Genomic DNA, 12921 nt, shown 5'->3' on the forward strand with positions numbered 1-12921 from the left:
TCCAGAGCCGTGTGCCCAGGATGCCGAGGCCGGGGTCTTCGCGTTTGTGCAGGTGGGTGTCGGTCGCAGGAGACTTGGGGCGAGGTCCGTGGACGGGATCTCGGAGCGCCGCCGTAGGTGAGATGACCCGGCCTGGCCGATCAGCGAGGATCACCGAGATCCGAACCTGCATCGGGGTGAAGTCCGGTTTTCTGGGCCGTGGGGCAGACATGTGCGGGACGGCGTCCCTGGCGTGACATCAGGCTCCGGCCGGGCCTCTTCCCGCGCGCCGCGCAGGGTGGCTCCGACCAAAGAGCCCCGCGGAGCGGGCATGGCGTGCGTGGACGTCGCTGGCCCTCCTGGTGGGGGATCTGCTGACCGTCGCTCAGGCGGTCCGATTCCGGGACGGTGTTTTCTTCGGGGTGGGCTTCTTCGCCGTGCTCTTCGTCGTTCCCGTCGTCGTGCTTTTCGGTGTCGCCGGTGTCTTCTTCGCCGTGCTCTTCTTGGGCGATGGCGTCTTCTTGGTGTCCTCGGTCGCCCTGGGTGTCTTTGCGGTGGTGGGCTTTGTCGTCTTCTTGGGCGCGGCGCGTCCTCGCAGGGGTCTGACCTCGGCCTCGCCGGTGGGGGTTCCGCGGGACTCGCGGGCCGCTCGGACGCTGTTCTCCAGCGCGGCCATGAGGTCCAGTACCTTGCCGCCGGCGGCGGGGGCCGGGGTCTCGGGCGGGGTCTCGCCTGCGGCCTTGGCCGCGATGACCTCCTCCAGGGCCTCGCGGTACTCGTCGTGCAGGTCCTTCAGGTCGACCTCGCCGAGGGTGTCCATGAGGGCGTCCGCGAGGTCGAGTTCCTTGTCGCGGATGGTCACGTCGGTGTCGGGGGCGATGCCCTCGGGAGCCCGTACCTCGTCGGGCCACAGCAGGCCGTGCATGGCGATGGCGTCCCCCAGGACCCGCAGCATTCCGAGACGCTCCCGGCCGCGCAGCGCGTACTTGGCGATGGCGACCTTGTTGCTGCGCTTGAGGGCCTCGCGCAGGAGGGTGTACGGCTTGGCGGCGGGCGTCCCGCCGGCCGCCAGGTAGTACGCCGAGCCCATCTGGAGGGGGTCGATCCGGTCGGCCGGCACGAAGGCCACGATCTCGATGGTGCGGGCGGTCGGCATGGGCAGGTGGGAGAGGTCCTCGTCGGTGATCGGGATGATCGAGCCGTCGGCGTCCTCGTATGCCTTGCCGATCTCGTCCTGACTGACCTCGCGGTCCTCCAGTTCGCACACCTTGCGGTAGCGGATGCGGCCGCTGTCCTCGGTGTGGATCTGGCGGAAGGAGATGGCGTGGTTCTCCGTGGCGTTCACCAGTTTGACCGGGATGGTGACGAGACCGAACGAGATGGCGCCGTTCCAGATCGATCGCACGTGCCGCACCCTGCCTTTCCCGTATGTCCCGTCTCATCTGGGATTGTCATCTTATGACGCCTATCACAGAGGTGGAGGGACGCCGGGTCGCGCTCAGCAACCTGGAGAAGGTGCTGTATCCGGAGACCGGCTTCACCAAAGCGGAGCTGCTGCACTACTACGCGACCACCGCCGGGGCCCTGCTGCCGCATCTGCGCGACCGCGCGGTGTCCTTCCTGCGTTATCCGGACGGGCCGGACGGACAGCTGTTCTTCGCCAAGAACGTGCCGCCGGGTACGCCCGAGTGGGTCACGACCGCGAAGGTGCCGCGCTCGTCGGCGGACAGTCCGGCCCGGATGGTGGTGGTGCAGGACCTGCCCAGCCTGGTCTGGGCGGCGAACCTGGTCACCGAGTTCCACACCCACCAGTGGCTGGTCCAGAGTCCCGACGAGGCCGACCGGCTGGTCTTCGACCTCGATCCGGGTGCGCCCGCGCACATCGTGCACTGCTGCGAGGTCGCCCTGTGGCTGCGTGAGCGGCTCGCCGCCGACGGGATCGAGGCGTACCCGAAGACGGCCGGATCGAAGGGGCTGCACCTGCTGGCCGCGGTGCGCGGGAGTTCCTCCGAGCGGACGTCCGAGTACGCGAAGGCGCTGGCCGTGGAGGCGGAACGGGTGATGCCCCGGCTGGTGGTGCACCGGATGAACAAGAGCCTGCGGCCCGGGAAGGTGTTCGTCGACTGGAGTCAGAACGCGGCCCGCAAGACCACGGCCACCCCGTACACCGTGCGCGCCCGCCGGGCCCCGCTGGTGTCCGCGCCGGTGACCTGGGAGGAGGTCGCCGGCTGCCGCAGCCCGGGACAGCTGGAGTTCCGGGCCGGGGACATCGCGGCCCGGCTCGAGGACCTCGGTGACCTCATGGCCCCGCTGACGGACCCGGCCGAGGCCGCGCCCCTGCCCTGACCCGGGCCCGCGCTAGACCCGCCCCCAGGTGTTCCGGTCCCGTGCCATCCCGTGCAGGGCCTCCACGTCCGCCGGTTTGAGGACCCCGCCCAGCCGCGCCAGGTCCGCCAGCTCGGTGTCCCGCAGGATCCGTACCCGGCGCGGCTGCGCGGTCACGGTCACCTCGGCCGGGGCGGTGAGGACCAGCACCGCCCGGACCTCCGCGGTCAGCGCGTACGAGGCGCGGTCGGCGTCGGCGCGCAGGCGGCGCAGCAGCGGCTCCGCGGCGCGGCGGCCCAGGCTGATCATGGGGTCGGCGACCAGGACGCGCGTCCTGCGGGCGTACAGGGCGTGGACGGCGAACAGACCGCCGGGGCCTATCACCAGGTGGTGGATGCGGCTCCCGCCGGGCAGCGGTACGGAGTGCAGGGTGTGCCAGCCGGCGCCCTCCAGCCCGTCCAGTGCCTCACCGGCGCCCTGCTCGGCGGCCAGGGCGCGCCGGCGGGGGTCGGGGCGCAGCCGGTGGGCGGGGCCGGGGTCGCGGTCGAGGGCGACCAGCAGCGCCTCGCCGGGGCGGTTGGGGGCCAGGTCGTCGTCCGGGTGCAGGGTCAGCCGGGCGTATTCAGCAGGGGTCGGGACCGGGGGCGGCCCGACGGTGACCGGGCCGGTGAGGAAGGGCCGCAGTGCGTGCAGCACGGCGTCCCGGCTGTCCTCGGCGAGCAGGTTGACCCGGCCTGTCTCACGGTCGTACCAGGCGACGTTGCTTCCGTCCGCGCGGCAGACGTACAGCCGCTCCCTGCCGTGCCGGCCGGCCGGCACCACGCGCAGTCCGCTCATGTGCCATCACCCCTCGACCATGGGAACAGGCAGGGGCTCCCGGGGCAAGACCGGTCACCGTGGAGGACGGCCCTCGCGAGAGGGAGTGGGGGAGGCGCCGGACGCCGGACGCCGGGTGCCAGGTGCCAGGTGCCAGGTGCCAGGTGCCGGGTGCGCTGCCGTCACGGGTACAACCGGTCGGGTCGGGGCTGTTCCTCGGGCTCGCCCTGGTGCGGCGGGGTGCGCGCGCCGAGGAGGCGATCCGGCTGCTCCGGGCCCGGTGCTCGGCGTGGGCGCTGCACGACGAGCTGTTCGTGGCGTACCTGCGGCGGGTCTGGTGACCGTGGGTCTGGCAACCGTGGGTCTGGCAACCGTGCGGCTGCTGGAAGAGCCGGCCGAGGCCGAGTGGCGCTGTCCCGGCGGTAGCGTGCGGCCGGTCGCGGCAGCCGTACCCGGCGGTATCGTCCCCTGCCGGCCCCAGCACCCCGCGCTCCCGGCGATACCGCTCCTGCCGGCCCCGGCACCTGCGCTCCCCCCGGCCGCCGTACGCTCCCACCGGTCCGCTCCGGTCCGGTCCCGCCGCCCCTCCCCCGGTGCCTCGTGCCGTGCGCGGGACGGGTGGTCGGCTCAGGCTGGGCACATGCCCCCGCGCAGCCACGAATTAAGGTGGGCGGGGATCGAACCCGACGCCCAGGAGCACCGTGCCAGCCCGTCGTCCCGCGCGTACCGCCCTCGCCGTGACCGCCGTCGCCCTGCTCGCGGCGACGGCTGCGGCCTGCGGGGACACCGGCGGGCTGCGGGGCGCCGGGTCGACTCCGGCCGCCGCGAGCCCCGTGAAGCTCTGGCCCGGACTGCGGCCGGCGGCCAGCCCGGCCTACCCGTACGACGTGGCGACCAGGGAGACGGTGAAGGGTGTCACCGTGCCCGGGGACGACATCCGGAAGGTCGATCCGGTGGACGTCGTCGAGGCGGAGCTGAAGGCGCACCCGGCCGACTACGGCCCGAAAGGCACCTACAACGCCACCGCCGACCGGATGAAGGAGTGCCGCCCGGGGGGTGACCGAGCCCGCTGTCCGCTGCTGGAGCCGTACTACCGGGACCTCACCGGGGACGGCCGGCCGGATCTGACGCTCGGTTTCCGGCTGTATCCGACGAACCAGACGGGGGTGCGGGTCTACACCGTCGAGAAGCACGGGCTGGTGCAGGTGCTGGCCGACAACGACGCGATCACCGGCGTGGAGCTGGCCGGCCGTGCGCTGATCGAACGTTCACCGGCCGACATCTCGGGCTACGAGTACCGCACCACCTGGGTGTGGGACCCGGGCCAGCGCGCGATGGTGTTCTCCCGCGACGAGTACCTGCACATCGGCGACGGGCGGCACGGCAGGACGCCGTCCGCGTCTGGGCCCCCCTCTGTCTCGCCGTCCGCCTCCGTCTCGCCGTCCCTGCCGCCTTCCGCGAGCGGGCGATGAGGGTCGCCCTGCCCCACTGGGCCGGGACGCTCGCCGTCAAGGCCGCCGCGTTCATCACGGTGATGTGCTGTGCGCTGGCCGCGCTGCTCGGCGTGCTGGTCCACGTGTCGGTGACCAACCAGACCGTCGGGCAGGCCCGTGACCTGGCGCTGTCCCGGCTGACCGACGCCACGCGGGCGTACGAGGCCGGGGACACCCTGCTGCCGGGCGCCGCGGTGGACCCCGCCGGGCTGCCCGCGCCGCTGCGGACCCTGGCGGTGACCGGGGAGCGCGGCACGATGGTCTCGACGCACCGGGGACGCCCGACCATGTGGGCGGCGGGACCGGTGTCCGGGCGCCGGGCGCTGGCCGTGGAGGTCGACTACTCGCAGCAGTCCCGCACCATCGCCGGCCTCGACCAGTCGATCCTGTGGTCGTCGGGGCTCGCCATCGGGGCGACCGTGCTGGTCGGCGCGTTCGCGGTGACCCGGGTGACCAGGCGGCTGCACGGCACCGCGCGGGTGGCCCGGCGCATCAGCGCGGGCGACCTGGACGCCCGGGTGGAGGATCCGCGGACGAAGGATCCGACCCGGGCGCAGGACGAGGTGGCGGCGGTGGCCGCGGCCCTGGACTCGATGGCCGCGTCGTTGCAGGGCAAGCTGCTGAGCGAGCAGCGGTTCACCGCGGACGTGGCGCACGAGCTGCGTACCCCGCTCACCGGGCTGCACGCGGCGGCGGAGCTCCTGCCGCCGGGCCGGCCGACGGAGCTGGTGCGGGACCGGGTGGCGGCGCTGCGCACACTCACCGAGGACCTGCTGGAGATCTCCCGGCTGGACACCGGGCGGGAGCGGCTGGAGGCCGACACGGAGGAGCTGGGCGCGCTGGTCCGGCGGGTGGTACGGGCGTCGGGGACGGAGACGGAGGTGCGGGTCCTGCGGGACGCGCGGGTGGAGACCGACCGGCGGCGGCTGGAACGGGTGCTGGGGAACCTGATGGCCAACGCGCACCGGCACGGTCGCCCTCCGGTGGTCCTGACGGTGGACGGGCCGGTGGTGACGGTGCGGGACCACGGCGGCGGGTTCCCGCGGTACCTGGTGGAGCACGGGCCTCAGCGGTTCCGCACGGAGGGCGGGGCCAGGGGCCACGGGCTCGGGCTGACCATCGCCTCGGGGCAGGCGGAGGTACTGGGGGCCCGGCTCTCGTTCGCCAACGCGGTGGACGGCGGCGCGGTCGCCACGCTGACGTTGCCGGGCGAGGGGTAGCGCTGGGCACGGGGCACGGGGCACGGGGCACGGGGCACGGGGCTGACGCTGCCCGCCCCCGAGCCCCGCTCCCACGTTCCCGCGCACCCATCCCGCGCACCCATCCCGCGCGCCGTCCGTTGGGCCCAGCAAAAAAGGCAGCCCCCCGAAGAGCCTCCTAATGTGGCGGGTGGTCAGGTTCCGCCCCTTTTCCCGGAGGTAACCCCATGCGCCTACGCCGCTCCCTCACCCGGTGTCTCGCCGTGGCCGTCGCCACCGGGGCGCTGACCACCGGTGTCGCGGTCGCACCGGCCGCGGCCGGCGACGGCCGGAGAACCGACACCCCCGGGCCCGCTCTCCGCGACGACGGCCAGGGAACCGACACCCCCGGGCCCTATCAGGGTGTCGTCACCGCCCGGGGCGGCCTGTGGCTGCACGACCGGCCTGACCGGGGCAGCCGGCGGGTGCGGCTCGTGCCGGAGGGGGAGACCGTGTCCATCTTCTGCAAGACGGGCGGCGAGGCCGTGCGGGGCAACCCGCTCTGGTACCTGCTCACGGACGGCACCTGGGCCTGGGGCTCGGCCGCCTACATCCGGAACGTCGGTCCCGCGCCACGCTGGTGCTGACGCGGCCGTCGAACAACACCCACAAGTCGCCCCGTTTCGGTAGGTTCCGGGCATGACGAAGGCCGGAACCACCGTGGCGGCGGCCCCCGCTCCCCCGCGCGCTCCGCGCCTCCCCCGGCGCCGGGGCATCGAACTGGCCCTGATCGTGCTGGCCGTCCTGCTGTCCGTGTACGGCTACTGCGCGGTGGGGCTGGCGCGCACCGGCTCCGTCCCTCCCGGTGCCGCGGGCTACGGCGCCGGCCTCGGTGTGCTCGCCCTGTTCGCGCATCTCGCGGTGCGGATCCGGGCGCCGTACGCCGATCCGCTGCCGCTGCCCATCGGGGTGCTGCTCAACGGGCTCGGGCTGGTGCTGATCTACCGGCTGGACCTGGAGACGCCCGGCGACCGGGCGGCCCCCACCCAGCTGGTGTGGTCGACGTTCGGGATCGGGCTGTTCATCGGTGTCGTCCTGGTGCTGCGCGACCACCGGGTGCTCCAGCGGTACGCGTACGTGTGCGTGGTGGCCGCCCTGGTGCTGCTGGCGCTGCCGATCCTGTTCCCCGCGGTCAACGGCGCCCGGATCTGGATTCGGATCGCCGGGTTCTCCATCCAGCCGGGCGAGTTCGCGAAGGTGCTGCTCGCGGTGTTCTTCGCCGCCTATCTGGCCGCCAACCGCAGCGCGCTGGCGTTCACCGGCCGCCGGCTGTGGCGCATGCAGTTCCCGACCGGCCGGGTGCTCGGGCCGATCGTGACGATCTGGGTGGTGAGTGTGGGGGTGCTGGTGCTGGAGCGGGACCTCGGGACCTCGCTGCTGTTCTTCGGGCTGTTCGTGGTGCTGTTGTACGTGGCCACCGGGCGGACCGGCTGGATCGCGGTCGGACTGCTGCTGGCCGTGGTCGGTGCCGTCGCCGTGGGGCGGCTGGAGCCGCATGTCAACGGGCGGATCGAGGACTGGCTGCACCCGTTCGCCACGATCCAGGCCGGGCAGGGACCCAACCAGCTCGTGCAGTCCCTGTTCGCCTTCGCCGCCGGTGGGGTCCTGGGCACCGGGCTGGGGCTCGGGCACTCGATCCTGATCGGCTTCGCCACCAAGTCGGACTTCATCCTGGCGACCGCCGGGGAGGAGCTGGGTCTCGCGGGTCTCGCGGCGATCGTGCTGCTGTACGCCCTGCTGGTGGAGCGCGGATACCGGGCTGGTCTGGCGCTGCGCGAGCCCTTCGGCCGGCTCCTCGCGGTCGGGCTGGCCTCGATCGTGGCGCTGCAGGTGTTCGTGATCGCGGGCGGGGTCACCGGGCTGATCCCGCTGACCGGGATGGCGATGCCGTTCCTCGCCCAGGGCGGTTCCTCGGTGGTCACCAACTGGGCGATCGTGGCGCTGCTGATCCGGGTGAGCGACTCGGCGCGCAGTCAGTACGACGGCCGGGAGGCGCCGTGACCGAGTACGGGGGCCTGCCCGAGAACGGGCGCCCGATGGCGAAGTACATCCGGCACGCCTGCGCGTTCTGCGCCCTGCTGCTGGCGGCCCTGCTGGGCAACGCGGCCCGCGTGCAGGTCGTGCAGTCCGGGGAGTACGCCGGCAGCCCCGCCAACCGCCGTGCCACGATCGCCCGTTACCAGCAGCCGCGCGGCGACATCCTGGTGGGCGGCGTGCCGGTCACCGGCTCCGTGGACACCGGCGAGCAGCTGCGCTTCGAACGCCGCTACGTGGACGGGCCGTTGTACGCGCCGGTCACCGGCTTCGCCTCGCAGAGGTACGGCACCACGTTCCTGGAGCACGCCGAGGACGGGGTGCTCTCCGGCACCGATCCGATGCTGGCGCCGCTGCCGGTGTGGAACGACTTGACGCGCGCGCCGACCCGCGGCGGGGACGTCGTGACGACCCTGAACCGCAAGGCGCAGGAGGCCGCGTACCGGGGGCTGGCGGGCCGCAAGGGCGCGGTGGCCGCGCTGGACCCGGCCACGGGCCGCGTCCTGGCGCTGGTGACCAGCCCGTCGTACGACCCCGCGGAGCTGTCCGGCAACAGCGAGGCGGTGACGTCGGCGTGGTCCCGGCTCAACAGTGACCCGGAGAAGCCGATGCTCAACCGGGCGGTACGGCAGACCTATCCGCCGGGGTCGACGTTCAAGGTGGTCACCGCGGCGGCGGCGCTGGACGCGGGGGTGGTCACGGACCTGGACGCGCCCACCGACTCCCCCGCCCCCTACCGGCTGCCCGGCACCACGACGCGGCTGACCAATGAGGGCGAGGGCTGCGTGGACACCTCGGTGCGGGACGCCTTCGAATGGTCCTGCAACACGGTGTTCGCCAAGCTGGGCGTGGACGTGGGCGTGCGGGACATGGCGGACACGGCACAGGCGTTCGGGTTCAACGACTCCGATCTGCGCATCCCGTTCTCCGTGGCGCCCAGCACCTTCGACAGCCGGGTGGACCGGGCGCAGCTGGCGCTGTCCTCCATCGGGCAGTACAACACCCGGGCCACGCCGCTCCAGATGGCGATGGTCGCGGCGGCGGTCGCCGACGGCGGCCTGCTGCGTCCGCCGTATCTGGTGGAGCGCACCACCCGGCACGGCGGCGAGACACTCACCGGCAGCGCGGCCCGTCCGGGGCGGCAGGTGATGCGGCCGTCCACGGCGGCCCGGCTGAGGGAGCTGATGGCCGGCGTGGTCGAGGAGGGCACCGGCACCCGGGCGGCCATTCCCGGCGCGATCGTGGGCGGCAAGACCGGCACCGCCCAGCACGGGGTGGGCAACGCGGGGGTGCCGTACGCCTGGTTCGTGTCCTGGGCGCAGGCCGATGACGCGCCGGAGCCGCAGGTGGCGGTCGCGGTGGTGGTGGAGGACGCGTCGGCGGACCGGGGCGAGATCAGCGGGGGCGGGGACGCGGCGCCCATCGCGAAGGAGGTGATGCGGGCGGTTCTCGCGGGCTGAGACGGGGGGTGCCGGTGGCCCGGGGGCCGACCTACCGTGCGCCCATGACGGAATCCGTGATCGCCTACCGGCTCGCCCAGGTCAACATCGCCCGCCTCGCACACCCGCTGGACTCGCCCGAGTTGAAGGACTTCGTCGACGCCCTCGACCCCGTGAACGCGGTGGCGGACACCGCGGACGGCTTCGTGTGGCGGCTCCAGGGCGAGGACGGGAACGCCACCGCCGTTCCCGTCCTCGGTGACGAGTGGCTGATCATCAACATGTCGGTGTGGCGGGACACGGACGCGCTGACGGCGTTCATGTACCAGGGCCGGCACCGGGAGCTGCTCGCCCGGCGGCGGGAGTGGTTCGAGCGGCCCGAGGAGGCGATGACCGCGCTGTGGTGGGTGCCGGCCGGCCACCGTCCGGCGGTCGCCGAGGCGGAGGACCGGCTGCTGCACCTGCGGGCGCACGGCCCGACGCCGTACGCCTTCTCGCTGCGGACGCCCTTCCCGCCGCGGGCGGCCGGGGAAGCCGCGGTGGCCGGGGACACTGCGGAAGCCGCGGTGGCCGGGGAGGCGGTGGTGGCCGGGGAGGCCGTGGCCGTCACCCGACCGGCTTGAGCATCTCCGTACGCACCCTGAGGGTGTCGCGGGCGGCGGCGTCGAGGTCGATGTCGGCGGGGTCCTTCTTCCCCGTGCCCACCGCGCCGACGATGGCCGCGGTGTTGCCGTCCGCCCAGGCGCAGACCGGGTAGGTGAGCGTGACGAGGGCGCTCCTCTGGATCAGCACCTCGCAGCTGACGGGCGTGTCCGCGCCGGACGGGGTGACGTCCCGCGCGGGCTCCCCGACCGTGACGTCGTCGGCCTCGGCGGCGCCCTTGAGCATCCTCCGCCGCACCGCGCCCTCGTTCTTGAACCGGCCGTACATGCCGGACACCAGCAGCGAGCCCTTGGTGTCGTCGCCGCCCGGGCTGTAGCGGGCGGTGACGGCGTGGATGTCCTTGGCGTCCCAGGCGCCGTCGGCCTCCCGCTCGACCTTCTTGCCCTCGGTGCCGGAGTAGTCCTGGGCGAAGACGTACGTGCCGTCCAGCAGCGTGTGCGGCAGCGTGAGCTTGTTCCTCGCCTCCGGGAAGCCGCTGTCGGCCACCATCCCGAGCAGGACGAGACCCACGACGCCCAGTGTGACGACACCGCCCACGATCCCGAGCACCAGACCCACCCGGCGTTTCTTCGGGGGCGGCCCCATGGGCGGCACCCCGCCCCAGCCGGGGTACGGCTGCGGCGGGTAGGGCTGCTGCGGGGGATACGGCTGCTGCGGATAGGGCTGCTGCGCGGGGTACGGCTGCTGCTGGGGGTACGGCGAGCCGTACGGGCCGGGGGCCGCGGGGGGCTGCTGGCCGTAGGGGTACTGCGGCTGCGGAGGCATGGACACGCCAGCACGCTACTGCATCCGGGGGAGCGTACCCGCGCCACGTCCGCGTCGGCCGGGATCACGCGGTCGGGCGCGCACCCCGGCCCAACAAGTCGTGCGCGGGGGATTGACGAGCTTGCTGACAGGCAGTCTCATAAGAGGCGAGACGACTACCCCCGGGTAACGAGGTGAGGGAGCCATGACGACCCTGACGGAAGAGGACGCTCTGGACGGGCTGCGCGACGCGCTCGGTCTGCTGAAGGACCGGGAGCAGGTGGCCGAACGGCTGCTCGTCTCTTCCGCCCGGCACTCCTTCGACCCGGACAAGGAGCTGGACTGGGACGCGCCCTTCGAGGAGGGCAAGTGGTTCTGGCCCCCGGAGCTGGTGTCGCTGTACGGCACCCCGATGTGGCAGCGGATGAGCGAGGAGCAGCGGCTCCTGCTCTCCCGGCATGAGGCGGCGGCGCTGGCCTCGCTCGGCATCTGGTTCGAGCTGATCCTGATGCAGCTGCTGGTCCGTCACGTCTACGACAAGGCGGCGACCAGCGCGCACGTGCGCTACGCGCTCACCGAGATCGAGGACGAGTGCCGGCACTCGAAGATGTTCGCCCGGCTGATCACGCACGGCGGCACGCCGTGGTACCCGGTGAGCCGGGCCCACCAGAACCTGGGCCGCCTGTTCAAGACGATCTCCACGACCCCCGGTTCGTTCACCGCCACGCTGCTCGGCGAGGAGGTCCTGGACTGGATGCAGCGCCTGACGTTCCCCGACGAGCGGGTCCAGCCGCTGATCCGGGGCGTCACGCGGATCCACGTGGTGGAGGAGGCACGGCACGTCCGGTACGCCCGTGAGGAGCTGCGGCGCCAGATGGTGAGCGCGCCGAAGTGGTCGCAGGAGTTCACCCGGGTCACGTCCGGGGAGTTCGCCCGGGTGTTCTCGGTGGCGTTCGTGAACCCGGACGTGTACGCCAACGTCGGCCTCGACAAGCGGGAGGCCATGGCGCAGGTGAAGGCGAGCGGGCACCGGCGGGAGGTCATGCAGACGGGTGCGAAGCGGCTGACCGACTTCCTGGACGACATCGGGGTGCTGCGGGGCGCCGGCCGGCGGCTGTGGAGGTCCTCGGGGCTGCTGGCCTGACCCCCCTCGCCCCCACGGCGATTAGGCTGCGGGGCATGACCCCGTCCGCCACCCCCGCCTACCGCCGGCTCAGCGTCGAGGAGCGGCGGCGTCAGCTCCTGGACGCCGCGCTCTCCCTCTTCGCGCACCGCGCCCCCGAGGACGTGTCCCTGGACGACGTGGCGGAGGCGGCCGGAGTCTCGCGTCCGCTGGTGTACCGGTACTTCCCGGGCGGCAAGCAGCAGCTGTACGAGGCGGCGCTGGGGTCGGCCGCACAGGAGCTCCAGCAGTGCTTCGACGAGCCGCGCGAGGGGCCGCTGCTGCCCCGCCTGTCCCGCGTCCTGGACCGCTATCTGGCGTTCGTGGACGAGCACGACACCGGGTTCAGCGCGCTGCTCCAGGGCGGCAGCGTGGTGGAGACCTCCCGTACGACCGCCCTCGTGGACGGGGTGCGCCGGTCCGCCGCGCAGCACATCTGCCGGCACCTCGGCGTCGTCGACCCCGGCGCCCGGCTGCGGATGACCGTCCGCATGTGGATCACGGCCGTGGAGGCGGCCTCCCTGATCTGGCTCGACGAGGACAAGCAGCCGCCGGCCGGGGAGCTGCGCGACTGGCTGGTGGAGCAGTTCGTGGCCGTCCTCACGGTCACCGCGGGCCGGGACCCGCAGACCGCCGCGCTCGTCGGCGCGCTCACCGGGGATGGCCGAGACTGAACCCGTGAAGAGCCAGGACACCCCCTTCGAGGGCGGGCCCATGGACGGCCGCGTGCTGCCCGTGCTGCTCGGCCCCACCGGGCACCCCCCGAAGACGTACCGCATCCCCGTACCGGACCCGGACGGCGGTCCGCCCACGGTGCTCGTCTACCACCGCGTGCCGCGCGGGCACAGCCGACGGCTGGGACTGATCCAGGGATGGAAGTACCGGTACGCCCCCGAGGACCGGTCGGGCGGGCGGCCGAGGTGGCCCTGGTCCAAGCCGGACACCACGCCGTCCGGCAAGCCGGACGACACGGACGGGTGACAGGGCTGCGCCGAACCGCGCACGCTCGGGGCGCGCCCCGCATACAC

Annotated in this window: 13 protein-coding genes and 1 pseudogene; 11 read left to right on the forward strand and 3 right to left on the reverse strand. The window is 73.3% G+C overall.

Annotated features, from left to right (window positions below; all coding sequences use genetic code 11):
- Positions 1–364: 364 nt before the first annotated feature.
- Positions 365–1384 carry a Ku protein gene (locus ACGFT1_RS20205; protein WP_373910310.1) on the reverse strand — a complete coding sequence of 340 codons (1020 nt, stop codon included), beginning with the start codon at positions 1382–1384 and terminating at the stop codon, positions 365–367.
- 53 nt (positions 1385–1437) lie between these two features.
- On the opposite strand from ACGFT1_RS20205, the gene ligD reads away from it, so the two are divergent.
- Positions 1438–2325, forward strand: coding sequence for a non-homologous end-joining DNA ligase (gene ligD / locus ACGFT1_RS20210; RefSeq protein ID WP_373910311.1), 888 nt, complete (start codon positions 1438–1440; stop codon positions 2323–2325).
- A 12-nt stretch (positions 2326–2337) separates the two neighbouring features.
- Here ligD and ACGFT1_RS20215 read toward each other — a convergent pair whose 3' ends face one another.
- A complete protein-coding gene (locus tag ACGFT1_RS20215; protein ID WP_373910312.1) occupies positions 2338–3141 on the reverse strand; it encodes a nuclease-related domain-containing protein in 804 nt (267 codons plus the stop codon).
- A 135-nt stretch (positions 3142–3276) separates the two neighbouring features.
- Here ACGFT1_RS20215 and ACGFT1_RS20220 point away from each other — a divergent pair.
- The 7 genes and pseudogenes from ACGFT1_RS20220 to ACGFT1_RS20250 form a co-directional block, all read left to right on the forward strand.
- A pseudogene (locus tag ACGFT1_RS20220) lies at positions 3277–3520 on the forward strand (hypothetical protein); the annotation flags it as partial.
- A gap of 301 nt (positions 3521–3821) precedes the next feature.
- Positions 3822–4592: a hypothetical protein gene (locus ACGFT1_RS20225; RefSeq protein WP_373910313.1), complete on the forward strand. Its 771-nt coding sequence runs from the start codon at positions 3822–3824 to the stop codon at positions 4590–4592.
- A complete protein-coding gene (locus tag ACGFT1_RS20230) occupies positions 4589–5833 on the forward strand; it encodes an ATP-binding protein (protein WP_373910314.1) in 1245 nt (414 codons plus the stop codon). The genes ACGFT1_RS20225 and ACGFT1_RS20230 overlap by 4 nt, the downstream gene beginning before the upstream one ends.
- Positions 5834–6039: 206 nt before the next feature.
- Positions 6040–6438: an SH3 domain-containing protein gene (locus tag ACGFT1_RS20235; RefSeq protein ID WP_373910315.1), complete on the forward strand. Its 399-nt coding sequence runs from the start codon at positions 6040–6042 to the stop codon at positions 6436–6438.
- Between the two features lie 52 nt (positions 6439–6490).
- The gene (locus ACGFT1_RS20240) at positions 6491–7852 is read left to right on the forward strand and encodes an FtsW/RodA/SpoVE family cell cycle protein (RefSeq protein ID WP_373910316.1); all 1362 of its coding nucleotides are present in this window, start codon (positions 6491–6493) and stop codon (positions 7850–7852) included.
- Positions 7853–7887: 35 nt separating this feature from the next.
- A complete protein-coding gene (locus ACGFT1_RS20245) occupies positions 7888–9345 on the forward strand; it encodes a penicillin-binding transpeptidase domain-containing protein (RefSeq protein WP_373910448.1) in 1458 nt (485 codons plus the stop codon).
- Between the two features lie 44 nt (positions 9346–9389).
- Positions 9390–9947, forward strand: coding sequence for a DUF3291 domain-containing protein (locus ACGFT1_RS20250; RefSeq protein WP_373910317.1), 558 nt, complete (start codon positions 9390–9392; stop codon positions 9945–9947).
- On the opposite strand, the gene ACGFT1_RS20255 is transcribed toward ACGFT1_RS20250, so the two are convergent.
- On the reverse strand, positions 9931–10752 hold the full coding sequence (locus ACGFT1_RS20255; RefSeq protein WP_373910449.1) for a hypothetical protein: 822 nt from the start codon (positions 10750–10752) through the stop codon (positions 9931–9933). The two genes, ACGFT1_RS20250 and ACGFT1_RS20255, sit on opposite strands and share 17 nt — an antisense overlap.
- A 184-nt stretch (positions 10753–10936) precedes the next feature.
- Here ACGFT1_RS20255 and ACGFT1_RS20260 point away from each other — a divergent pair, with 184 nt between their 5' ends.
- The 3 genes from ACGFT1_RS20260 to ACGFT1_RS20270 are packed head-to-tail and all read left to right on the forward strand — an operon-like array spanning position 10937 to position 12874.
- Entirely contained in the window at positions 10937–11875 is a 939-nt protein-coding gene (locus ACGFT1_RS20260) for a diiron oxygenase (RefSeq protein WP_373910318.1), read from the forward strand.
- A 35-nt stretch (positions 11876–11910) separates the two neighbouring features.
- Positions 11911–12567, forward strand: coding sequence for a TetR/AcrR family transcriptional regulator (locus ACGFT1_RS20265; protein WP_373910319.1), 657 nt, complete (start codon positions 11911–11913; stop codon positions 12565–12567).
- Positions 12568–12571: 4 nt separating this feature from the next.
- A complete protein-coding gene (locus tag ACGFT1_RS20270; protein ID WP_373910320.1) occupies positions 12572–12874 on the forward strand; it encodes a hypothetical protein in 303 nt (100 codons plus the stop codon).
- Positions 12875–12921: the final 47 nt, after the last annotated feature.

This window comes from Streptomyces sp. Y20 (assembly GCF_043195475.1).
In the GTDB taxonomy this organism is placed as follows: Bacteria; Actinomycetota; Actinomycetes; order Streptomycetales; family Streptomycetaceae; genus Streptomyces.